The sequence below is a fragment of the Zoogloea sp. genome, assembly GCF_023150065.1.
GTDB lineage: Bacteria > Pseudomonadota > Gammaproteobacteria > Burkholderiales > Rhodocyclaceae > Zoogloea.
In genome coordinates this window covers 61,613-84,904 of sequence record NZ_JAKLLN010000017.1, presented here as the reverse complement: position 1 = coordinate 84,904, position 23,292 = coordinate 61,613, and the positions used below count along the sequence as shown (strand labels likewise).

Annotated in this window: 18 protein-coding genes; 9 read left to right on the top strand and 9 right to left on the bottom strand. The window is 66.4% G+C overall.

Annotation, left to right across the window (positions count from 1 at the left end):
* Window positions 1-21 precede the first annotated feature (21 nt).
* From L6Q67_RS17445 to L6Q67_RS17435, 3 genes are all read right to left on the bottom strand, one after another.
* Window positions 22-699 (bottom strand): lectin, encoded by a 678-nt coding sequence (locus tag L6Q67_RS17445; protein ID WP_296572336.1) that lies wholly within the window; start codon window positions 697-699, stop codon window positions 22-24.
* A gap of 51 nt (window positions 700-750) precedes the next feature.
* Window positions 751-2,319: a PepSY domain-containing protein gene (locus tag L6Q67_RS17440; protein WP_296572334.1), complete on the bottom strand. Its 1,569-nt coding sequence runs from the start codon at window positions 2,317-2,319 to the stop codon at window positions 751-753.
* A gap of 118 nt (window positions 2,320-2,437) precedes the next feature.
* Window positions 2,438-5,191, bottom strand: a complete 2,754-nt coding sequence (locus L6Q67_RS17435) for a TonB-dependent receptor (RefSeq protein ID WP_296572331.1) — start codon at window positions 5,189-5,191, stop codon at window positions 2,438-2,440.
* A gap of 53 nt (window positions 5,192-5,244) precedes the next feature.
* Here L6Q67_RS17435 and L6Q67_RS17430 point away from each other — a divergent pair, with 53 nt between their 5' ends.
* From L6Q67_RS17430 to L6Q67_RS17405, 6 genes are all read left to right on the top strand, one after another.
* Window positions 5,245-5,739 carry a hypothetical protein gene (locus tag L6Q67_RS17430; RefSeq protein ID WP_296572329.1) on the top strand — a complete coding sequence of 165 codons (495 nt, stop codon included), beginning with the start codon at window positions 5,245-5,247 and terminating at the stop codon, window positions 5,737-5,739.
* Window positions 5,740-5,804: 65 nt separating this feature from the next.
* Window positions 5,805-8,117 (top strand): DUF1553 domain-containing protein, encoded by a 2,313-nt coding sequence (locus L6Q67_RS17425; RefSeq protein WP_296572327.1) that lies wholly within the window; start codon window positions 5,805-5,807, stop codon window positions 8,115-8,117.
* Between the two features lie 27 nt (window positions 8,118-8,144).
* Window positions 8,145-9,596 carry a DUF1501 domain-containing protein gene (locus tag L6Q67_RS17420; RefSeq protein WP_296572324.1) on the top strand — a complete coding sequence of 484 codons (1,452 nt, stop codon included), beginning with the start codon at window positions 8,145-8,147 and terminating at the stop codon, window positions 9,594-9,596.
* Window positions 9,597-9,688: 92 nt separating this feature from the next.
* Window positions 9,689-10,069, top strand: coding sequence for a hypothetical protein (locus L6Q67_RS17415; protein ID WP_296572321.1), 381 nt, complete (start codon window positions 9,689-9,691; stop codon window positions 10,067-10,069).
* Window positions 10,070-10,084: 15 nt separating this feature from the next.
* Window positions 10,085-10,684, top strand: coding sequence for a peroxiredoxin (locus L6Q67_RS17410; protein ID WP_296572318.1), 600 nt, complete (start codon window positions 10,085-10,087; stop codon window positions 10,682-10,684).
* A gap of 140 nt (window positions 10,685-10,824) precedes the next feature.
* On the top strand, window positions 10,825-11,415 hold the full coding sequence (locus L6Q67_RS17405; RefSeq protein WP_296572315.1) for a c-type cytochrome: 591 nt from the start codon (window positions 10,825-10,827) through the stop codon (window positions 11,413-11,415).
* A gap of 168 nt (window positions 11,416-11,583) precedes the next feature.
* Here the strand turns inward: L6Q67_RS17405 and L6Q67_RS17400 are convergent, their stop codons facing one another.
* Window positions 11,584-11,826 (bottom strand): DUF3079 domain-containing protein, encoded by a 243-nt coding sequence (locus L6Q67_RS17400; RefSeq protein ID WP_296572312.1) that lies wholly within the window; start codon window positions 11,824-11,826, stop codon window positions 11,584-11,586.
* Window positions 11,827-12,030: 204 nt separating this feature from the next.
* Here L6Q67_RS17400 and L6Q67_RS17395 point away from each other — a divergent pair, with 204 nt between their 5' ends.
* Window positions 12,031-12,360 (top strand): SMR family transporter, encoded by a 330-nt coding sequence (locus tag L6Q67_RS17395; protein ID WP_296572310.1) that lies wholly within the window; start codon window positions 12,031-12,033, stop codon window positions 12,358-12,360.
* Window positions 12,361-12,386: 26 nt separating this feature from the next.
* On the opposite strand, the gene L6Q67_RS17390 is transcribed toward L6Q67_RS17395, so the two are convergent.
* The 5 genes from L6Q67_RS17390 to L6Q67_RS17370 all read right to left on the bottom strand — a co-directional run bounded on the left by L6Q67_RS17390 (window position 12,387) and on the right by L6Q67_RS17370 (window position 19,430).
* On the bottom strand, window positions 12,387-14,108 hold the full coding sequence (locus L6Q67_RS17390; protein ID WP_296572307.1) for an ABC transporter ATP-binding protein/permease: 1,722 nt from the start codon (window positions 14,106-14,108) through the stop codon (window positions 12,387-12,389).
* A gap of 14 nt (window positions 14,109-14,122) precedes the next feature.
* Window positions 14,123-16,267 carry a TonB-dependent siderophore receptor gene (locus tag L6Q67_RS17385; RefSeq protein WP_296572297.1) on the bottom strand — a complete coding sequence of 715 codons (2,145 nt, stop codon included), beginning with the start codon at window positions 16,265-16,267 and terminating at the stop codon, window positions 14,123-14,125.
* Between the two features lie 161 nt (window positions 16,268-16,428).
* Entirely contained in the window at window positions 16,429-16,653 is a 225-nt protein-coding gene (locus L6Q67_RS17380) for a heavy metal-associated domain-containing protein (protein ID WP_296572293.1), read from the bottom strand.
* A gap of 48 nt (window positions 16,654-16,701) precedes the next feature.
* Entirely contained in the window at window positions 16,702-18,930 is a 2,229-nt protein-coding gene (locus L6Q67_RS17375; protein ID WP_296572291.1) for a cation-translocating P-type ATPase, read from the bottom strand.
* Window positions 18,927-19,430 carry a heavy metal-responsive transcriptional regulator gene (locus L6Q67_RS17370; RefSeq protein WP_296572288.1) on the bottom strand — a complete coding sequence of 168 codons (504 nt, stop codon included), beginning with the start codon at window positions 19,428-19,430 and terminating at the stop codon, window positions 18,927-18,929. Before L6Q67_RS17370 ends, L6Q67_RS17375 begins: the two co-directional genes overlap by 4 nt.
* A gap of 370 nt (window positions 19,431-19,800) precedes the next feature.
* Between L6Q67_RS17370 and L6Q67_RS17365 the strand changes: the two genes are divergently transcribed.
* Complete coding sequence (locus tag L6Q67_RS17365) at window positions 19,801-22,164, top strand: TonB-dependent receptor (RefSeq protein ID WP_296572285.1); 2,364 nt, start codon at window positions 19,801-19,803, stop codon at window positions 22,162-22,164.
* Between the two features lie 143 nt (window positions 22,165-22,307).
* Complete coding sequence (locus tag L6Q67_RS17360; protein WP_296572283.1) at window positions 22,308-23,126, top strand: class II glutamine amidotransferase; 819 nt, start codon at window positions 22,308-22,310, stop codon at window positions 23,124-23,126.
* Window positions 23,127-23,292: the final 166 nt, after the last annotated feature.

Here is a 23,292-nt window from a genome sequence, read left to right as displayed (position 1 = left end):
GGCGGCGTGCTTCGGTTGAGCTCAGTTGGCGGCGAAGCAGTAGAGGAGGCCGGCGCCACCGGTGCCCACCAGGTTCTCCTGGCTGCAGCCGCGGCTGCCGTGGGCCGAGTTCCACGAGGTGTTACCGCCGCCGGTACGGTCGAAGTGGCCGACCTGCACCGAGCCTTCACCACTGCTCGTGTAGTTCCTGCAGGTGTGGTCGGCGGCGTCGGTAAAGGCGGTGCCGTCGGCCTTCGAGCCGGTCAGGATGTCGTGTTCGTTGGGTTTGTCGCCGGCGCCCTTGATCGGTTCGCCCTTCTCGCTGATGACCGTGGTCCGGCTCAGGTTGTTCCCCAGGCGGGCCTGTTCGATCGCATCACCGTGGAGGTGGGCGACGTCCCGGGCGACGATCTGGCCCCTGGCGTTGGCCCAGGGGCCGGCGCCGATGCGGTCGCGGGCGTTGACAGCGGGCTGGCCGTTGGCGGCCTGGGTGCTCAGGTAGGCGCGCCAGCTGCGGTTGCCTGCGCCGACGGCGCTGGCGAGCTTCTGGCAATGGGCGTCTGCGCCTGCCAGACCGCCCAGGTCGGCACCCTTGCCGATGCCGGCACTGGTGACGAAGAAGCCGAGGGGCGGTTTGGGGGCGTCGGTGGGAGCTTGCTGGGCAATGGCGGCGGTGGTGCCGAGGAGGAGGGCGCCTGCAAGAATTGCGCGGATCTTCATGGTTTTCCTTTTGGTGAATGGATGACAGCGGATGGAAGGCGTGGCTGGCATTCAGGACGTCTGCCCCTCGGGGGCTAGCGGTGCGGGGGTGGTGCGTGGACGGGCCTTGGAGGACGGCTTGACGGTCTTCTTCAGGCGCTTCCAGCCGATCACGACCGAGCTGAGGCCGAGTACCACGCCCATCAGCACCCAGGTGAGCATCCAGGCGTCCCACAGGGGGCGGTGACGCAGCCAGGCGAAATCCCAGTGATGGATGGCTGACCACAGCCAGCGATAGATGCGACGGCTGGTGTCCTGGCGCAGCAGCAGCCGGCCGTCCTGGGGGTCGAGGTACAGGCGGGTTGCCGCTTCATCGGCGATGTCCACCTGCAGCACGGGCAGGGGGCGGTCCACCGGGCCCTGCCCGTGACGGGCGTAGTAGTAGCTGTCGTACTCTGTCAGCAGGGTGTGTCCGGCCAGGGGGAGGCTGCCGGCCAGGCGCCGGGCGGCGGCGAGCAGGGCGGCTTCGTCGAAGCGGCGTCCGGCGCCATCCACCGCCTGGGCCTGGCGTTCGCCGTCACGGGTCACGCCCAGCAGCACGGTCTGATCGCCCAGGCGGCGCCAGGCCAGCTCGACGATGGCCTTGTTTTCGCTGTCGGTGACGAAGGCCGAGGGCCGCCAGTCGCGCATGGTGGTGGGTAGCTCGCTGCCCTGGTAGCGGGCGACTTCCTCCCGGCTGGCGGTGGCCGGCGAGAAGAGCTTGAAGGGGTTGCCGTTAAGGTAGCCGCTGAAGGCCCACAGCAGGGCGAAAGTGCCGCCGAGCAAGCCGGCCCAAAAATGCCACTTGACCCAGAATTCACGGTAGGGCTGGGTGCGGCCCTGGCTGTAGGTGGGGCGGCCACCCCAGCCCGGACGCCAGCGCTGCCAGCCGATGATGAGTCCGGTGAGGGCGCCGGTGAAGGCGAGAAACCCGAGCCAGGTGAGCACGGTGCGCCGGGTGTCGGCGGACAGGCCGGCGGCTTCCAGGGGGCGCAGAAGGTGGATCCAGTTGCCGCTCCAGTACAGGGCCCGGTCCAGGCGGGTGGCGTCGCGCACCACCTCGCCACTGCGGGCGGAGACAAGGATCTCGCGGCTGCCTTCGCCCACCGCAAAGCGGTGGAAGGGACGCAGGGCTTCGTGGTTGCGTACGGCGCTGTCCTGGATGCCGGTGTCGATGTAGCGCACCGCGGTATCAGCGGCATCGGTGGCGATCCACGCCCGGACGATGCGGGTGGCCTGGTCCACGGAGGTGTCCACGAGGCGGCCATCGCTGGCTGACAGGGCGTGGCGCTTGCCCTTGCTGTCGTCCACCAGCCAGCGGCCCTCGCCGCCCTGGCGCACCAGGCGTGCCTCGGCGGGCAGGCCCGGCTTCTTGCCTTCGTCGGCCGTCGCGCGCTGGGCGGCGCTGCGCTGCCAGGCCTCGCCAAGGCTCAGCCAGCCTGACTCGGGGCGCAGGCTCTCGGCGCGGGCGAGCTGCTCGGCGCGGCCGAGGGCCGACGACGGGGCATACATGATCACCAGTCCCGACAGGAACCAGATGGCCATGAAGAGAGCCAGGGCGATGCCGACCCAGCGGTGAATCTGATAGAGGAGGCGTGTCACGGCGCAGACCTTTGGGAAAGGCAGTCGGGTGGGCCGGCACGGGAAGACTGGCGCCGGCAAAAAAATCCCCCGGGTTCCAGCCCGGGGGAAAGTGCCGAGGAGAAGAGCTTCAGGTGGATCAGAGCTTGCCGGTGAACACCACCCCGACCCAGCGCGGTGCGGCGGGAACGTAGGTGTTCCAGGTCCGGGCCAGCGGCGTGGTGTCGTTGAAGGCGTTCTTGACGATCAGGTTCACGTCAAAGGTCTTGTCCACCTTGCCCAGGCCGATGGCGATGTCGGTGCGGGCGGTGCCGTCGATCCAGCCGTAGCTGGACAGGTTGTTGTCGGAGTTGAACTTGCTGGCGTAGTAGGTGTTGAAGCTGGTGTGGAACTCCTTGTCGCCGAGCACCTGCTTGCGGTATTCGGCGCCCAGGCTGAAGCTGAACTTGGAGGCGCCCGGCAGTGTCTTGCCGCTCATGTCCAGGTACTTGTCGGCCAGGTTGTTGAGCTCCACGGGCTTGGCGGCGTTGGGGTAGTCTTCGTAGCGGGCGTCGTTGTAGGCGCCGGAGAAGCGCACCAGCACGTTGCGGAAGCCCGAGTAGCTGGCATCCACTTCCAGGCCCTGGGCCTTGACCTTGGGCACGTTGCCGGTGGCGCTGGTGTATTGGTCGCCGTTGGCCGGGTTGAGCTCGGTGTTGTACTTGTCGAAGACCTGCACCGCCTGCTGATAGTCGCGGATCTTGGTGTGATAGAGGTTGGCGTTGAGGACCAGCGACTTGTTGAGCAGCGTGGACTTGAAGCCGACCTCCAGCGACGAGGTGCGCTCGGGCTTGGCGTTGTTCTGCTCGCCGTTGGTGATCTGTGAAATACCGGCTTTCTCGCCGTACTGGGCCGAGACATAGGTGGTCAGGTCTTCATTGACCTTGTAGCTGGGGCTCAGCAGCAGGGTCGGGTGAACCTTCTTGATCGACTCGGCTTCGGTCTCGTTCCACAGTACGCCGATGTTGCTCCGGCGCAGGGCCTTGGCGTTGGCGATCAGGCGCAGCTGGTCGGCCGACAGGGCCGAGTAGGATGCGGCGCCGAAGTAGCGGTTGGCGGTCAGGTCGGCCAGCGCCAGCTGGGCGGCCGAGTTACCGGCCAGCAGGGCGCCGGTGGTGGCGTTTGAATTGAAGCCGCCCAGTTGCACGCCATTGATCGACACCGGATTGAGGCTGGCACCGTAGCCGTCCTGGATTATCAGGCGGCTGGTGGTGTTGCGCCGGTCTTCCCGGGTCAGGCGGGCGCCCGTGGTGATGGTGAGGGGCTCGGTGACATGCCAGTTGGCCTGGCCGAAGACCGCCAGACTCTTGCTCTCGATCTTCTGCAGGGGCGACACCACCAGCTCGTTGAGGGCGTTCTCCATCAGGTAGCGGCCATTGCCGCTGGCGTCGAGCAGGTTGTACTGGCTGGCGCTGGCAAACCAGGCGCCAGCGTCGCTGCCAAAGCCGGCGTTGGAGTCATAGCGGTTGCTGATCGACTGGAAGTGCAGGCCGCCCTGGTAGTCCACCAGGCCCCCCACCTTGGAGGCGATGCGCAGCTCCTGGCTGAACTGGGAGAACTTGTCCACATGGCCGCCGCCGCGCTTGGTGATGTCGAATGGGGTGCCTTCGTCGTTGCGCACCTGGAAGCGGAAGTCCTTGTAGGCGGTCAGCGAGGTCAGGGTGTGCTCGGCCACGTTCCAGTTCATCTCCAGCAGGCCGCCCTTGGTGTCGGTGTAGGTCGGGGTCTGGTGATCCAGGTTGACGGTGTTGCGCGAGCCGCCACCGTAGAGGTAGCTGCCGGCATAGGAGTAGCCGGGCAGCTGGCCGAACCAGCGCCGGCCCAGACGGGTGGACGCGTCGGCGTTGAGGTTGTTGGGGCTGCCGTCGGCGTAGGTGAGGGGGGTGGGGGTGTAGATGGTCTTGCCGTTGAAGGCCTCGCCGGTGGTCGGCGTCATTTCCAGGCTCAGGCGGGCATTGAAGTCGGCGCTGGGAGTGAGCAGGAACTGCACCCGGCCGGCCACCCGGTCGCTGTTGCCGAAGGTGCTCTCCAGATAGCCCTTTTCCACGTTCTTCACGTAGCCGGCGCCCCGGTCGACACGGAAGGAGCCGCGCCAGGCCAGCACGTCATCGACGATGGCGCCACCTATCGCACCCTGAGCGGTGAGGCGCTGCCCCTGGCCAAAGCCCACCGAATACTCCGCTTCCGGGGTGAAGGTCGGGCGCTTGTTGGTGATCTTCAGTACCCCCAGGTTGGCGTTGCGGCCGAACAGGGTGCCCTGGGGGCCGCGAAGCACTTCCACGGTGTCCACGTCGAACAGGTCGAAGCTGGACAGGGGGTTGTAGCCGTAGGCGATGCCGTCCACGTTGAGGCCGACGCTGGGGTCCATGGCATCGGTCTGGGACTGCTTGCCGAGGCCGCGGATAGACAGGCTGCTGGTGCGCGCGTTACCGGGGTTCCAGGCGAAGTTGGAGATGCGCTTGGTCACCCCGTCCAGGTCGGCGGTGGCCTCCCGGGTCAGCTCGGCTCCGGTGACGACGGCCACCGAGATGGGGACGTCCTTCAGCCTTTCGAGACGGTGGCGGCTGCGAACCACCACGGTATCCAGCGTCTTGCCGCTTTCCGCGGCGCTGGGGTCGGCGGTCGGCGCCTGGGGCGTGCCGGCGCCGGTACGCGCCTTGGCCGCGATCTCCTGCTGCAGGCGGGCGATCTCGGCTTCGAGTTCGGCCACCGAGCGGCTGTCGGCGGCGCCGGCCGAGGCTGACGCAAGCAAGGCAAGTGCCGTGACGATGCTTGCCAGGGGCGTGCGGCGGAACGGGAATGAATCGGAAGCGCTCGCAGGATGCTGGCGGCGGCTGGGCACATGGGTGCTCATCGGGAAATCTCCAGGAAATGAAACGAAATAGTCGGAACCTATTGGCAATAGGCGTGCCACCCGTCGTGTTCCGGGTTTTTCTATTTCACGGGAAGAGGAGATTTCACCTCAAAAGGGTATTCCGGTCTTTTTATTCAAGAGCTTGCGATACATTCCGGTTTGCCCTTTTTGCTTATCTGTCTTCTTCAGAAGCTAATCAGGATTTTCAGGATGTTGGCGTTGCAGCATTCTGGTCGGCAGGGCTGCTGCATTTCAAGCAATTTCCCGGGCGGGGCTCTTTCTCCGGATTTCTGGTGGCCTGTCTTATTGCTGCTGAAAAGCAAGCAGCCCGGTTCCGGGGGCTGCTGCCGGGGAAGCACATTGCCCGGCCCCTTGTCTCCCATGGCATGCAGGCCGTGGCTTGGAGTATTTCTGCATGGATGCAGGGCTGCTTTCATAGGGGTTTGATCGGAAAGAAATTATTCATTCATTTTGGTACTTCGTCCGCTGTGTTTTCACTGGGTGGCATGACTGCTGCTAATAGAGGTTGTGGGGCCGCCATTGCCTGACGCCAGGCCCGCTATTTATTCCCTGAGCCAATGCGTAATCCGATGAAGCAATCTGGAGTGAATCGATGAAGAAACTCGTGTATCTCGCCGTCGTGTCGTGCTTTGCAGCCGCGCTGCCTGCCGGCGCGGAAGACAAGGTGGAGGCCCCCGCAGCCTCATCCCCATCCCGCACGGCTCGTGCGTCCCAGTGGTCGCCCTATAAGGTGGTTCAAGCGCCGGCACTGCCGGCGGTGAAGCAGGCCAAGTGGGTCCGCAAGCCGGTGGATGCCTTCGTGCTGGCCCAGCTTGAAGGCAAGAACATCAAGCCCTCGGCCGAGGTGGATCGTGAGACCTTCATCCGGCGGGCGACCCTCGATGTGTGGGGCCTGATTCCGACGCCGGAGGAGGTCAAGGCATTTGTTGAAGACCGCTCCCCCGATGCCTACGAGAAGCTGGTGGACCGCCTGCTGGCCTCGACCCGCTACGGCGAGCGCCAGGCCCGGCGCTGGCTGGATCTGGCCCGCTACTCGGACAGCGCCGGGTTCACCAATGATGAGACCCGCGCCAACATGTGGCGCTATCGGGACTACGTAATCAACTCCTTCAATCAGGACAAGCCCTACGACCTGTTCGTGAAAGAGCAGATTGCCGGCGACGAGCTGTGGCCGGGCAAGCAGGATGCGCTGGTGGCCACCGGCTTCCTGCGCGCCTATGCGGACGATAGCAACTCCCGCAACATCGTGCAGAAGAAGTACCAGAACACCACCGACATGGTGGATACGGTGAGCACGGTGTTCCTCGGGTCTTCGGTGGAGTGCGCCCGCTGCCACAACCACAAGATCGACAAGGTCTCCCAGAAGGAGTACTTCCAGCTTCAGGCCTTCTTTGCGAACGCCTCGGCGAATGACACCCTACCTCTCAAGGAGAAGGGCGAGGCCGACCTGAAATACTCGGAAGCCCAGGCCAAGTACCAGGCCGCCACCAAGGATGTGCGTGACCGCATCAAGGCGCTGCTTGCGCCGATCCGCAAGGTGGGCGAGGAGTACCACATCGGTCGTTTCACGCCGGAAACCCGCGAGGCCCTGGCCAAGCGCGACAAGCTTGATACGGCGACGCCGAAAGAGCGTTGGGTCATCAATCGCTACCTGACCACCAATTACACCGACCAGGCCGTCACCGCCTCTTACCTCAATTACGAGGAAAGCGCCAAGGGCATCAAGGAGCAGTTGGCCAAGCTCACGGAAGAGTTGCGCAAGTACGACGATCTGCGCCCCAGCAAGGGGTCCGAACGCATCTCCGGTGTCGTGGATCTGGGTAAGGACCCGGCCCAGACGCACCTCCTGTTTGTGGGTGATTGGGACCGGCCGCTGGAGGAGGTGCAGCCCGGCGTCCCGGCACTCTTCAACCCGACCAACGAGAAGATCCAGATCACCCCGCTGGAGAACTCCACCGGTCGTCGTGCTGCGCTGGCCAGCTGGCTGTCCAGCCCGAACAACCCGCTGACCGCACGCGTGTTCGTGAACCGGGTGTGGGGCCAGTACTTTGGCCGTGGTGTGATTGAAACGGTGAGTGATTTCGGCCGCGCCGGCACCAAACCGACCCATCCGGAACTCCTCGACTATCTGGCCGACAGGTTCGTCAAGGACGGCTGGAGCACCAAGAAGCTGCAACGCGAGATCCTGCTGTCCAGTACTTATCGTCAGTCTTCTGCGCCCCGCGAGGATGTTGCCAAGATTGACCCGGACAACAAGCTGCTGGCCGTATTCCCGCGTCAGCGCCTGGATGCCGAGCAGATCCGCGACTCCCTGCTGGCCGCTTCCGGCGAGCTGGTGGACAAGGTGGGCGGCCCGGCCGTGTTCCCGCCGGTGCCCTCCACCCTGAAGGCCCCCGGCCGCTTCTGGACGGTGGATAAGGATCCCGGCGAGTACAACCGCCGCAGCATCTACATCTTCAACCGTCGCAGCGTGCCCTACCCGATGCTCGAGACCTTCGATATGGCCTCGCCGCAGAAGGTGCACAGCAAGCGCTCCATCACCACGTCGCCGCTGCAGGCGCTGGCCCTGATCAACAACGAGCAGGTCTTCAAGTCGTCCCAGGCGCTGGCCGGTCGTGTGGTGCGTGAGGCTGGTCCGGATCCGGTGAAGCAAATCGAGCGCCTCTTCCAGATCGTGTATTCGCGCAGTCCGGACAAGTTCGAGAAGAACACCCTGGTGTCCTTCCTCGACCGTCAGGAAGGCCTCTTCCGGGAACAGGCGATTGCCAGTGGCCGGGTTTCGATGGCCGTGCCGGTGGGCCTCAATACCAGCCAGGCCCGCAATGCCGAGCCGATCCGCCTTGCCGCCTTTGTCGATCTGACCCACACGATCCTGAATTCCAACGAATTCGTATATCGCTACTAATCATTGAATCCGGAAGGACACAGCACCATGAAATCACGTCGCGAATTCCTGCATAAGGCCGGGCTGGGCCTGGGCGCCCTCGGCGTCTCGTCCCTGGCGCTGCCGGGCGGAGGCCTGCTCTCCTACGCCAACGCGGCCGACCTGGCCGCCGGCATTGACGATCCGCTGGCCCCCAAAAAGCCGCACTTTCCGGGTACGGCCAAATCGGTGATCTGGCTGCACATGGATGGCGCGCCCAGCCACCTCGATCTCTTCGACCACAAGCCGGAGCTGATCAAGCTGGCCGGCAAGCCGACGCCGGACTCCTTCACCCAGGGCATCCAGCTGGCCACCCGGGGCGGCGACTCCAACAAGCTCTTCATCTCCAAGCGGGAGTGGAAGCAGCATGGGCAGAGCGGCGCCTGGTTCTCCGACCTGCTGCCCAACCTGGCCCAGCGCGCCGACGACATCGCCTTCATCAAGTCGAGTGTGACGGTGGGTGCCACCCACAACATCTCCATCCTCAAGCTGAACACCGGCGATCTGGTGCCGGGGCGTCCGTCCCTCGGGGCATGGGTTCAGTACGCCCTGGGCTCGGCCAACCGCGACCTGCCGTCCTATGTGGTGCTCTACAACGGCAAGAATGAGCCTCAGGGGGGCTCGGTGAACTGGAGCTCCGGCTTCCTGCCGGCGGTGTATCAGGGCACGGCCTTCCTCCCCGGCGAGCAGCCCATCCACAACCTGGCCCGCCCCGAGCTAATCGCCGCCGCAGCCCAGCGCTCCGAACTCGATCTGCTCAAGCAGCTCAACCAGCACCACGCCACCCGCTACAAGGGTGACTCCGAACTGAAGGCGCGCATCGAGGCCTACGAGCTGGCCTACCGCATGCAGAGCACCGCCCCGGAGGCGGTGGACGTGAACAAGGAAACCGCCACCACCCGCGCCCTCTACGGCATTGGTGACAAGGACACCAATGACTACGGCACGGTGCTGTTGCGCGCGCGCCGCCTGGTGGAGCGCGGCGTGCGCTTCGTGCAGGTGGTGTCCGGCCCGGCCAACGAGGACGTCCGCAACTGGGATGCCCACAGCGACCTCGAGAAGAACCACGGCGCCATGGCCAGGATGGTGGACAAGCCCATTGCGGGCCTGCTCGCCGACCTGAAGTCCCGCGGGCTGCTGGAATCGACCCTGGTGGTGTGGACCTCCGAGTTCGGCCGCACCTCCTTCGGCGAGTCGGGCGATGGCCGTGATCACAACCCCTGGGGCTACACCCAGTGGATGGCCGGTGGCGGCGTGAAGGCCGGCCTGACCTACGGCGAAACCGACGCCATCGGCCTGCAGGTCGCCGATAAGGAGAAGGCCGTGGATACCTATGACCTCCACGCCACCGTGCTGGCCCTGCTGGGCCTGGATCACCTCAAGGTCACCTACCTCAATGCCGGCCGCTCCGAGCGCCCGACGGTGGTGTACGGCAAGGTGGTGAAGGAACTCATCGCCTGATGCCCACGGGGGCCGCCCGGCGACGGGCGGCCCCCTTACTCTTACTCTCTCATGTGGCCGGTCGGAGTACCGGCCCGGCAGGTTGAACAGCAATGCGCAAGATCAGTCTGATAGCCGGAATCCTCATCCTCTTCGCGGGCAGTGTATGGGCCGCCGTGGCGGAGCTCGACTCCGACCTGATGCAGGCCGTCGAAGACGTCAACAAGAGCATGGCCTCCAACATTGCCCTTAAGGACAAGAAGGGCAGTCTCTCCGATGCAACCGAACTTGGCGGCATGTTCGCCGAGATCGAGCACTTTTACGTTAGCAAGGGCGACGCCGATGACGCCGTGAGGCTGTCGAAGAAGAGCCGCGAGCTGGTCGCCGATATCCTCAAATCCGTGAACGGAGGTGACTTCGACCATGCCACCAATCTGGCCACCGACCTGTCCAGAACCTGCAAGAGCTGCCATAACTTCTACAAGAAATCCTGACGGATACCGACCCCGATGAAGACATCTATCCCGGGCTTCGCCCTTTTTGGCGCGCTGCTCGCCACTCTCACGCTGCCGGCTGGTGCAGCCCTGACGGAAGGTGCCGCGGCCCCCGACTTTGAAGCCCGCGCCTCCCTGGCCGGCAAGGCCTTCGACTATTCTCTCAAGACCGCCCTGAAGAAGGGCCCGGTGGTGGTGTATTTCTATCCTTCCGCCTACACCAATGGCTGCAACCTCCAGGCCCACACCTTTGCCGAGCAACACGACAGGTTTGCCGCCGCAGGCGCCAGTGTGATCGGCGTGTCCCTGGACAGCATTGCTCGGCTGAACGAGTTTTCGGCTGATCCGGATTACTGCGCCGGCAAGCTCGCAGTGGCTTCCGATGCCGATGGCCGCATTGCCCGGGCCTATGACCTGACCGTGCGCGAACGGGCAGCCGGCCGCAAGGATACCCGCGGCGCCGACATCGACCACGCCTCGGTGGAGCGCGTTACCTATGTGCTCACCCCCGATGGCAAGGTGGCCGCCACCATCGGCGGCGTGGCGCCGGTTGCCAACGTCGAAAAGGCCCTCGAAACGGTGCAGCGCCTCGCTGCCAGCCGTTCTGCCCGATAGTCGATACCATCGGGGTAGGGCGTCTCGCTGAGCATCCCCGGTGGCCCTTCCGAGTGCCTTTCATGTTTCGAATCCCGGGGAGCAGGGCTCCCTTTCTTGTGCTCGCGGCTCTTGTCCTGGGCGCCTCCGCGGTGGTGTCTGTGGCCGACGACAGTGCCGACGTGATCAAGCTGCGCATCGGCAAGGGCGACCCGGTGCTGGGCCGCGAGATTGCCGTCACCGAGCTGTGCCAGGAGTGCCATGCCCTGGACGGCAACAGCACCGCCCCGGCCACGCCCAAGCTGGCCGGCCAGTACTCCCAGTACCTCATCAAACAGCTCGCCGACCTGAAGAAGGGGGCCCGCAAGCACCAGACCATGAACATCATCGCCGCCAGCCTGGACGACGCCGATGCGGTGGATGTGGCGGCCTACTTCGCCAGCCTGAAGAAGATGAAGGGCGACGCCCCCCGGAACCTGCCCAAGGCCAGGGCGCTCTTCGAGAACGGCGATCCGGCCCGTGGCCTGCCCTCCTGCGTCAGCTGCCACGGCCCGGACGGCAAGGGGCTCGTCGTTGGTACTACCTTCAATCCGGTGATTGGTGGCCAGCAGCACACCTACCTGCGTGGCCAGCTCGCCAGCTGGAAGATCGGCGAACGCCGCAACAGCGCGGATGGCGTGATGAACCGCTTCGTACAGCCCCTGAGTGACGCGGAGATAGATGAGTTGGCTGAGTACATTTCAGGTTTGTAAGCAGCGCAGGTGTTGGTCGCAGGTACTCAGTGGCTGAGGCAGAGGCCCCTCGATGGGTGACTGCTTCCTGTTGATCAACGCTCTGTGGCAACAGGTGGATGTGACGCCGGCCCTCCCCACTACTACTGTGGGGCCTGCGCGACCCCCCTAAACTTGTGGGCACCAAGTTCAGCTGCGCCGCCTGTACCGTGTATCTGAATGGTCTGCCGACCCGCTGCCCTTCACGGGCGTTTCTTCGAGGTCCAGGCCCCAATCGCCGTACGTATACCAGTCGTCGCCGAGCAGTTCGGCGGGGTGCTGGGTGCGGCCCGAGCCGTTGCCGCAGCCCAGAGCATCTTTCGGGCAGTATTTGTCGCAGCCCCAGCAGATGCGTTCCGGGTGCTTCGGATGGATTGGAAATTTCTTCGCCATGGCGTCATTGCACGGGGTAATCCCGAGAAATTTACTCGGAAACTCCGCCGGCTGGATTGAGTTCGGTCAAGCCGTCTCCCGGAACGCCCCCCGCGCCGGCCGGAGTGCTGCGGGCGTCGCACGGGGCCTGTACTCCCAAAGGATGAGCGCGACCGTGCCAGGCCCGGGGTAAGCTCCTCCGGGTCTCAACGGAGTGCCTGACCCATGCCCTACCTCTTCCTCGCCCTCGCCATCGTCTGCGAAGTCTTTGCCACCTCGGCCCTGAAGGCCTGCGACGGCTTCACCCGCCTGGGGCCGAGCGTTCTGGTGGTGATCGGCTATGTCGCCGCCTTCTTCTTCCTGTCCCTGGCCTTGCGCCATGTCTCCATCGGCGTGGCCTATGCCATCTGGTCTGGGGCGGGCATCGTGCTGATCAGCCTGGCGGCCTGGCTGGTCTATGGCCAGCGCCTGGATGTGCCGGCCATGCTCGGCATGGGCCTGATCGTTGCCGGGGTGGCGGTGATCCAGCTGTTCTCGCGCGCCACCCAGGCCTGAGCGCCCCTCCCGCCTGGGCCGCCACCTCAGGCGGTGCAGGCATCGTTTGCCCCGGCGCGGTGGAGGGTGGGTCCGGGTACTTCCAGTACGTGCGAGTGAAAGCCCGCGACGCGCTGGCGATGGGCCACGCTGACCAGGGTCAGGTGCGGCAGGCGTGCCAGCAGGTTCTGGTAAAGCCTCGTCTCGTTATCGTCATCCAGCGAGGAGGTGGCTTCGTCGAGGAAGAGATGGTCGGGCCGTTGCAGCAGCACCCGGGCAAAGGCAAGGCGCTGCTGTTCGCCGGGCGACAAGCGCCGGGCCCAGTCGTCGATGCGATCCAGCTCGCCGGCCAGCGCCTCGAGCCGCACATCCTGAAGGGCATGCAGGCACTCCGCGCGGCTGAACGCCTGTTCCGCCGCGGGGTAGCTCAAGGCGGCCCGCAGGCTGCCGGGCGGCAGGTAGTTGCGCTGCGGAACGAACATCATCCGGGCGCCGGCAGGCCAGGAAATGTGGCCGCTGCCATGGGGCCACAGGCCGGCCAGGGCCCGCAGCAGCGTGCTCTTGCCGGCGCCGGACGGCCCTTTCACCCACCACCGCTCCCCGGGCGCGACGCGCCAGCGGGGAAGAGACAGCAGGGCCTCGCCGGACGGGCGGCACACCTCGAGCGCCCGTACTTCGAGCGCCTCTCCGCCCTGCGTCTGCAGGCTGATGCCCGGGCGGCCCGGCGTGCCCAGGCTTGCGTCGAACTCGGCCAGGCGGCGGCACACCGAGCGCAGCAGGGCAATGTCCTTGTACTTGTAGATGAACCACGACAAGGCCACCCGGACTTTCATCGAGGACTGGGTGAACTGGGTGAGCTCTCCCAGCGTGATGGCGTGGGCGAAGTAGCGCGGCGCATTCAGCAGATAGGGCACCAGCGCCGCCCCCTCGGTATAGAGGGCGTCCAGCATGGTCACCCTCTTGGTGTAGGTCATCACCTGGCGCCAGTTGTCGCGCACCGCGGCAAAGCCTTGCCCCAGGCGGGCCTTCTCGGTGTCTTCCCCGGCATAGAAGGCGATCTGCTCGGCACTCTCGCGGATACGCACCAGGAGCAGGCGGAAATCCGCCTCGGCCTGCTGCTGCCGGTAGTCGATGGTGCTCAGGCGCCCCCCGACCTTCTCCATCGCCACCGAACCGACAGCCGCAAACAGCACGGAGGCCCACAGCATGTAGCCGGGGATCTCCAGGTCGAAGCCCCCCAGGGCCACCGTCAGCACGCCGGACAGGCCCCACAGGATGATCGAGAACGTCACCAGGTTGACCAGGTTGCTCAACAGCCCCAGACCGAGCGACAAGCTGTGGGTCGCCAGCATCCGCAGGTCTTCGGCAATGCGCTGGTCCACGTTATCCACCTGCTTGTCCTGCTCGATCCGGTAGAAGGCCATGCCGGACAGCCAGCGTGCCACGAAGACCTCGGTCATCCAGCTGCGCCAGCGCATCTCCAGCGCCTGCGCGGCATAGATGCGGGCTGTGCTCATCACCACGCCGATCGACGCCAGCACCATCAACTGCGCCATCAGACCCCAGAATGCGGTGACGTCGTAGGCCGCGAACGCGTCGTAGAGATCCCGTTGCCAGAAGGTCACGCGGGCTGCGCGCCACACGATGAGCAGGTCGAGGCCGACGATCAGGGCCAGCAGTGCGCGGGCCCGCCAGCGCTCCTCGGAGCGCCAGTAGGCCGCGATGAGAGGCCCCGCAGGCCCGACGATCCGCCTCGTGATGGCACGCATCCTCATCCTCTGCCTCAGTACTGGGCGCGCAGGGTCAGCGCGAAGCTGCGAGGCTCACCGTAGCTGTTGTAGGTGTTCAGGCCGCCCAGCCGGGTGTAGTAGGTCCGGTCCAGCAGGTTATTGGCATTCAGCTGCACCGAAAAGGTCTTGTTGACCCGGTACGCCAGCAGGGCATTGAGCACCGCATAGCCGCCTTGCCGGCGCACCGCGGCGCTGCCTGTCCCCGACTGGCTGCCGCTCACCGCGATGACGCCCAGGCCCGCATCGAGGCCTTCTGCCGGCCCCTCCGTGAAGCGGCGCAGGCCCCACAGCTTGAGGGAGTTGCGCGGGTCCCAGGTGTTGAAGGGCAGGCCCTCGTTGTTCTTGTCCTTCAGGTACTTGCTGTCGAGGCGCGCATAGCCGGCCTGGATCTCGTAGCCCGCAGCCGGCCGGCCCGCCACCTCCAGCTCCCAGCCCTTGCTCTGTACTTCGCCCGCATTGAGGTAGAAGCCGTCGTCCTTGAGGAAGGCCCGGTTGCGGTCACGCAGATCGAAGATCGAGGCGGATGCATTCAGGCGGCCATCGAGCAACGCGGCCTTGGCGCCCACCTCGTACTGCCGTCCCTCGCGCGGATCGATCGTGCCGCCATCGGAGCGGAGCTGGGTCTGCGGGATGAAGATGCTGGAATAGCTGCTGTAAAGCGTGAGGGCGGGGACGATGTCGTAGAGCACCGCCGCCGAGGGCGTGAAGTGCTGGCTGGCCCGGGCACCCTGGCTCCAGTCGGTCGGTGTGGACGGCGCCACCGACCGGGAGCGGTCGTTGAAGGTGCTGAGCCGGCCCCCCAGGACCACCGTGAGCGGATCAGCGGGCTTGAGACGCAGCTGGCCATACACCCCATGCTGCCGGGTCTCGCTGAGGGAGCCCGAGTTGTAGGCGGCAGTCACTTCGGGAATGCCTCCTGGCTGGCCGAAGGGCACCCCGGGCACCAGGTCGCGCTGCATGCCCAGGCCATAGCCCTGCCCGGGCGCCTTGAGCGTCTCGTAGTTGTAGCCCACCAGGGCCCGGTGGGTCCTGCCGAAGAGGGAGAAGGGGCCGCTGGCATACACGTCCACCGCATCGCGGTCGTAAGCGTAGTCGCCGATCCAGCGGCGGTAGTTGAGCGTATTCGTCTGCGGATTCACGCCGCTCCAGGCAAAGGCGTCCTTCCAGTACTGTGATTGTTCGCGCCGGTTCAGCTTGACGCGGGCCACCCAGCCGCTATCGAAGCGCTGCTCAAGCTCCAGCAGGTAGTCCTGGGTGGTCCAGTCGGCACGGCTCCAGTTCGGCTGCGGGTTGGTGGCACGGGACGCCTGGGTCAGTTGCCCTGTCGTCCAGGCCGGCAGCCCGATGTAAGGCGCCCGGGTCCGGTCCTCCTGTGCCGTGACGGCCAGGGACAAGGTGGTGGAGGGGCTCAGATCCCAGTCCAGGGTCGCATAGCCGACCCACTTGCTGGTGGCGGTCCGCTCGTAGAAATACTGGCGGTCGGTCAGCGACACCACGGCGCGTCCACGCACCGTTCCGCTCTCGTTGAGGGGGCCGGTGAGGTCCACATCCCCCTGGGTGGTGTTCCACGAACCGAAGCTGAGTGCCCCGGAGAGTGCCACCTCATCCTTGGCGCGCTTGCGCACCAGGTTCACGACACCGCCGGGGTCGCCGCTGCCGCTGAAGATCCCGGCGGGCCCGCGGAGCACTTCGACCCGCTCGTAGATGGAGAGATCCAGCTGCGACTTGCCCGACAAGGCGTTGTAGACCGGGATGCCGTCATGGCTCAAGCCCAGCGCATACCCCCGGGAACGGTACTGGCTCTGGGTGGTGTCATTGGAGATCACGGTCACACCCGTGGCCTGGTTGAGCGCATCGGCCAGGGTCCGGAGATTCTGGTCCTTGATCCGCTGTTCGGTGATCACGGTGACCGAAGCAGCGATCTCCTGCGGCTTGAGCAACTCCTTGCCACCGACACTGGCATCGCTGGCGTAGCCGGGCTGGGTGTTTCCTGTCGTCACCTTCACGGTGTCAAAGGCTGCGCCGGCCCCTTTTTCGGTGCTCTGGCCGTAAGCCGGCGCAGCAAAGGCCGCCGCCACCGCGACAGACAGGGATGTGACTCTGAACAGGCGTGTTCTGGAAAGCTGGCTGGATTTCATGTCGAGTTCCACCAAGAAAGTTGAGGCAAAGCTCCGCCACGACGCGCCCTGCGCGCCATGGCCTGCGGTGAAGTGAAGCGGGAGAAGAAAAAGGAAATGAAAAGGGAGCGGTGCGAGGGGGACGCGCAAACGGGCAGGGCGCCGGAGCAGCGCCCGCCGGCTCAATCCACGATGGAGAAGCCGGTCTGCTCGATCCGCTCGCGAATCCCCGCCGCATTGATCCGCACCGGGTCGAAGCTGACGGTCACCCGCTTGGCTTCCAGGACGATGTTGCTCGACTGGATGCCCTCCGTACCGTCCAGGGCTTTCTGGAGGCGTCCTGAACAGCCGCCGCAGCGCATGCCGTCAACGGTCAGTTCGAGAATGTTGCTGATGTACTGGCTCATGATTGGGTCCTTGTTGAGTTGAATGAAAAACGGATTGCGTCCGTGCGTTCAGCGGCCGCCTTTGGGGCGCCACCGGTTGAGCAGCAGGGAATTGCTGACCACCGACACCGAGCTGAGCGCCATCGCCGCCCCCGCCAGCACCGGATTGAGCAATCCGAAGGCCGCCAGGGGAATGCCGAGGACGTTGTAGATGAAGGCAAAGAAGAGGTTCTGGCGGATCTTGCGCAAGGTGGCCCGGGACAGGTCGATGGCGGCGGCAACGTGGCGCAGGTCGCCATGTACCAGCACCAGGTCGGCCGCCTCCACGGCCACATCCGAACCCCCGCCGATGGCAAAGCTCACATCCGCCGAGGCCAGGGCCGGCGCGTCATTGATGCCATCCCCCACCATCCCCACATGCGGGCCATGGATGGCCTGCAGGCGGCGCACCTCCCGGGCCTTGTCCTCCGGCAGGACCTCCGCGTGAAACTGGCTGATCCCGCACTGCCTGGCCACCACCTGCGCCGTCCGGGCGTTGTCGCCGGTCAGCATGACCACCTCGATACCCTGGTCGAGCAGTTGCCGGACCGCCTCCCGCGCCCCGGGGCGGACCGGGTCGGCGATCGCGATGGCACCGAAGGGAAGCCCATCCACGGCCAGCACCACCACGGTCTGCCCCGTGGCCCGGGCCTCGTCGATGCCCTCCGCCAGCCCTGCCGGCCAGGCCTCCGCGGCCAGCCCGTCGCCCACCCAGCGCGGCGCGCCCAGGCGGACCTCGTGGCCGTCGATGTGGCCGCGTACGCCCATCCCCGGCAGCGTCTCAAAGCCCTGCACCTCGGGGAGGGCCAGCTCGCGCCGGCCGGCCGCCTCGATGATCGCCTTGGCCAGCGGATGGGCCGAGCCCGTCTCCAGGGCTGCCGCCCAGGCCAGCAGGCGCGGCGCATCGGCGGGCTGCGGGGTGATCAGCGCCGTGACATCCGGCCGCCCCTGGGTCAGCGTGCCGGTCTTGTCCAGCACCAGCGCGCGCAACTGGCGGGCCTGCTCGATCACCCCCGCGTTGCGGATGAGAATGCCGGCCCGCGCCGACAAGCCCGTGCCGACCATGATCGCCGTCGGCGTCGCCAGGCCCAGTGAGCAGGGGCAGGCGATCACCAGCACCGCCACGGCGTGATTCAGGGCGGTGGCAAACTCGCCGCTCAGCCACCAGGTCAGCCCGAGGGTCAGCACCGCAATGGCCACCACCGTCGGCACGAAGACGGCCGCCACCCTGTCCACCAGATGCTGGATGGGCGCCTTCGAGCCCTGCGCTTCATCGACCATCCGGATGATGCGCGCCAGCAGGGTGTCCGCCCCAACCCCGGTTGCCCGCGCCCGCAGGACGCCGTTCTGATTGAGGGTTGCCGCATGGACCTGCTGCCCCGGGCGCTTGGGCACAGGCAGGCTTTCCCCCGAGAGCATGGACTCATCCACGCTCGACTCCCCGGCAATCACCTCGCCATCCACCGGCACGGCCTCACCGGCGGCCACCACGAAGACATCGCCCACCTTCACGCTGGCGGCATCCACCTCGATGACCTGGCCATCCCGCTCCAGGCGGGCCCGCTTGGGCTTGAGCCGCAGCAGGGCACCGATCGCCGACGAGGTCCTGCGCTTGGCCCGGGCCTCGAGCAGGCGCCCGCAGAGGATCAGGGTCACGATGGCCGCGCTGGCCTCGAAATACACGTGATCGTGCAGATCCAGCAGCCAGACAACGGTGCTGTACAGGTAGGCCGAACCGGTTCCCAGCACCACCAGCACATCCATGTTGGCCGACCCGCCGCGCAGCGAATTCCAGGCTGCCCGATAGAAGCGGCTGCCCGCCCAGAACTGCACCAGACTGGCCAGCGCCCATTGCCAGGCGCGGGGCAGCAGGTCGTCATGGGCCGGCGACAGCAGGTCCGCGCCGAACATGGCGACCATCTGCACCATAAAGGGCGCCGTCGCCAGCAAGGCCCACACGGCCCGGGTGCGCTGGGCCTGCCAGTCCCGCTCCTCCTTGCGGCTCCGCTCATCCAGGGCTTCGGCCTCCAGCTCGCCGATCTCGCTGGCACCAAAGCCGGCGCGGGTCACTGCGGCGATCAGGTCCGCGGACTGCACGTGTTCCGGCGAGAACTCGACCTTGGCCTTGGCCGACGCGAAGTTGACGCTCGCCCTCACCCCGGGCAGCTTGCCCAGCACCTGTTCGACCTGGTGTGCGCAGGCGACGCAACTCATCCCGTCGATCTGGAGGGTGAGGGCACGGTGTGCCGATTCGCTCATGGCCTGTCCTCCGGCAAGACCCGGCTGCAGCACGAGGCGGGCTCCAGGGTGGGCGGAGGAGCGGGCTCGGCGGGCGCCTCCGTGGCGGCCGCTGCCGTCCCCTTGGTGGCGTTCAGGATCGGGCAGCATTCCAGCTCCCCGTCGCCGGGGCAGGCCTTTACCAGCTCGGCCAGTTCGTCGCGGATGACGAGCAGGGCGTCGATGCGCTCGTTGATCTCCTGCAGGCGCACGCTGGCCAGGTGCTTGACGTTGCGCACGCCTTTTTCGCTGTCGTTGGAGAAGCCCAGCAAGTCCCGGATCTCTTCCAGCGTGAAACCCAGCTTCTTGGCCCGGCAGATGAACCGGACCCGCTCGACCGCAGCCGGGGTGTATCGACGATAACCGGCTGCAGAACGTGCCGGCGGTGGCAGCAGTCCCTCGCGCTCGTAGTAGCGGATCGTGTCGATCGATACGCCGGCCTGCTCAGCGAGGGTTCCAATGGTGAAGTGTTGAGTGTTCATGGAGCCAATTTCATCCCCGGACCCGACACCAGGGTCAACAAAGAAAAACAGATTTATTTAGTCGGCGCCTGGATAAGCCGCCCGTTTCCGCCGCGCCCTCCCTTGCCCTTCCCTGCGGGTGCCGGACTTTCCGCCCGGTGAGTAAAAAGCTTATCCCCTGAAGTGATGATGATCCCGGCGCAGGGCTGTGCTGCCGCTGTTGCCCTGGCAGCAGCCCGGGCCGCCCCGGCATGGCCTGTCTGATCCTGCTGCGCCGCCACATTTGTCTTTGGAATGAAGGCCTTCGGTACCCGTCGCCGTGCCCGGCGGCGCCTTGGCGCGCAAGTTGCAAACGGATGCCTGACCGTCCAATAACAACAAGGCCTCCATCATGTTGCGCTCTCGCCCTCTTCGCCCCAGCCTGCTGGCCCTCAGTCTTGCCGCCGCCTTCTCCGGGGGCGCCCACGCCCAGCAGGCCGCTGGCAGCGGTGTCGATCTGGACACCGTGATCGTCACCGGCACCCGCACCAAGGCCCGCACCGTCACCTCGTCCCTGTCGCCCATCGACCAGATCTCCGCGAAGGAGCTGGAGAGCAGCGGCGCCACCGAGCTGGCCACGGTGCTGGCCCGGCTGCTGCCGTCCCTCAACTTTCCGCGGCCCTCGGTGACCGATGCCACCGACGCGGTGCGCCCGGCCCAGCTGCGCGGCCTGTCCCCCGACCACACCCTGGTGCTGGTCAATGGCAAGCGCCGCCACACCACGTCCATCCTCAATTCCAGCGGCACCCAGGGGCGGGGCTCGGCGCCGGTGGATCTCAACGCCATCCCCCTGGCGGCGGTGGAGCGCATCGAGGTGCTCCGCGACGGCGCGGCCGCCCAGTACGGCTCGGATGCCATCGCCGGGGTGATCAACATCGTGCTCAAGAAGGGCGCCGAGGGCGGCGGGGTGGAGGCCAGCTTCGGCCAGTACAGCGAGGGTGACGGCACCCAGCACAAGCAGAGCGCCCACTTCGGCCTGCCCCTGTCGGACAGCGGCTGGCTGCGGGTGGCGGTGGAGAAGCGCGAACAGAATTCCACCAACCGTGCCCTGGCGGACTTCCGCAACCCCGCCGAGCCCCTGTACGGCAAGGTCAGCCAGCGCTTTGGCGACCCAGACAGCGATCAGGAGTCGGTCTTCCTCAACGGCCAGTTCGCCTTCAATGCGGACGTGGAGGCCTACTTCTTCGGCAACTACACCAACCGCAACACCCGCTCGGCGGGCTTCTACCGCGCGGCCCTGGACAGCCGCAACATCCGCGCCATCTACCCCAACGGCTACCTGCCCATCGAGGCCAGCAACAGCATCGACCAGGCCTTCGTGGCCGGGGTGCGGGGCGTGACCGACAGCGGCTGGCGCTGGGATCTGAGCGCCAACTACGGCGTCAACCGCTACCGCCTCAACATCGAGAACAGCCTCAACACCAGCCTGGGGGCGAGCAGCCCGACGCGCTTCTACGACGGCGAGCTGGAGAACGTGCAGACGGTGATCAACGCCGACTTTGCCCGGGAGTTCAGCGTCGGCGCACTGGCCGGCCCGCTGACCCTGGCCTGGGGCCTGGAGACCCGCAACGAGAAGTACGCCATCTCGGCGGGCGAGCCCAACTCCTACTTCGGCACCGGCGCCCAGGTGTTTGCCGGCTTCCGCCCGGCCGACGCGGGCACCAACAGCCGCAACAGCAAGGCCGTCTACGCCAGCCTGGAGGCCGACATCACCAAGAAGCTGAGCGGCTCGGTGGCCTTGCGCGCCGAAAACTACAGCGACTTCGGCGACGCCACCTCGGCCAAGCTGGCCGGGCGCTATGCGGTGTCGCCGGCGGTGGCCCTGCGCGGCACGGCGTCCACCGGCTTCCGGGCGCCGTCCCTGGTGCAGCAGTACTACTCGACCACCACCACCAGCTTCATCAGCAGCGTGCCCTACGACGTGCGCACCTTCTCGGTGTCCGACCCGGTGGCCCGCCAGCTCGGCGCCGAGGACCTGAAGGCCGAGAAGTCCACCAACTTCAGCCTGGGCGTGGTGCTGCAGCCGCTGCGCAACCTCACCACCTCCATCGACGCCTACCAGGTGGATATCCGCGACCGCATCGTGCTGTCGGAGAACCTCACCGGCGCGGCGGTGCGCAACTTCCTCACCGCCAACGGTTACCCCAACACCGACGGCGGGCGCTACTTCACCAACGGCATCGACACCCGCACCCGCGGCATCGACCTGGTCAGCACCTATCGCTTCGACCTGAACAGCCGGGGCCGGGTGGATCTGAGCCTGGGCTTCAACTACAACACCACCGACATCACCCACGTGGCCGCCAACCCGGCCATCCTGGCCCAGAACGGCCTGGCAGTGACGCGCATCGGGCGGGCCGAGACCGGGCGCATCACCAAGGGCGTGCCCTCGGACAAGCTCACCTTGGGCGCCGACTACGGCCTGGGGGCCTGGAACCTGCGCGGCCTGCTCACCCGCTACGGCGAATTCACCGCCTTCCACGCCAGCAACCCGGCCCTGGACCAGACCTTCAACGCCGCCTGGGTGCTGGACCTGGCCGCCAGCTACCGGCTGCGCAAGTGGACCTTCACCGCCGGGGTGGACAACCTCACCGACCGCTACCCCAACCGCCTCACCGCGGCGACCACGCCCAACACCGTGCTGCCCTATAGCCAGAGCTCGCCCTTCGGCTTCAACGGCCGCTTTGCCTACCTGAAGGCCGGCTACAGCTGGTAAGGCCGCCCCGGCCCGTGACCCGTGTCACGGGCCGGGAGCCGGATTGGCGAAGCCGGTCCACCTGGCGCCGGCTTCGTGCGTTCAGAACACAACAGGCCCCGGCGCAATCCGGCCCACTGACCCATTTCTTGATTCCGGCGACCATGTGCCAGCTCCTCGGGCTCAACAGCAACCTGCCCACCGACATCTGCTTCTCCTTCAAGGGTTTCAAGGCCCGGGGCGGTGGCACGGACGTGCATGGGGACGGCTGGGGCATCGCCTTCTTCGACGGCCCCGGGCTGCACATCGTCAATGAGCCGAAACCCTCGTGCCGCTCGCGGCTGGCGGAGATGATCAGCCACCACCCCTTTCCGGCGAGCAACATCGTCGCCCACATCCGCAAGGCCACCGTGGGGGCCGTGCGCCTGGAAAACACCCACCCCTTCGCCCGCGAGCAGTGGGGCAGCAACTGGGCCTTTGCCCATAACGGCACCCTGCTGGATTTCACCCCGGATTTCGACGGGAGCTTCCGGCCCGTCGGCACCACCGACAGCGAGCGGGCCTTCTGCTGGCTGATGCAGGAGATGCGCCGCCGCTTCGGCCACATCCGCCCGCCCCTGGAGGTGCTCTTCGACTGGCTGGGCGAGGCCGCCATCACCCTGACCCGCCACGGGGTCATCAACTTCCTGCTCTCCGACGGCGACGTGATGCTGGCCCACTGCTCGACCCGCCTGCACTACGTGATCCGCCAGGCCCCCTTCGGCGAGGTGCACCTGCAGGACGCCAACCTGGGCCTGGACCTCACCACCAGCCTCGATCCGGGCATGCGCTCCGTGCTCCTCGCCACCGTGCCCCTGACCCGCAACGAACACTGGGTCGCCATGCCGGCCGGCAGCCTGTGGGCCTTCCGCAATGGCGCGGTGCTGGCCACCGCCAACACCCTGGCCGGCCGCATCCCCGAGGGGGCCGAGGCGTGTTCGTGAGGTGACGGGGGGCTTCGGGGCGGGGGCGTAAGGGCGCTCGTTCCAGCGATGGGGTGTTGAGCGGGGTGAAAATATGCCGCCGGACAGGGCGGAGACTGCTTGCTTCTGTGTGTCCCAAGGGCTACATTTTAGGCAGATTTGCCTTGATTTGATGCCCGAGGGCTAC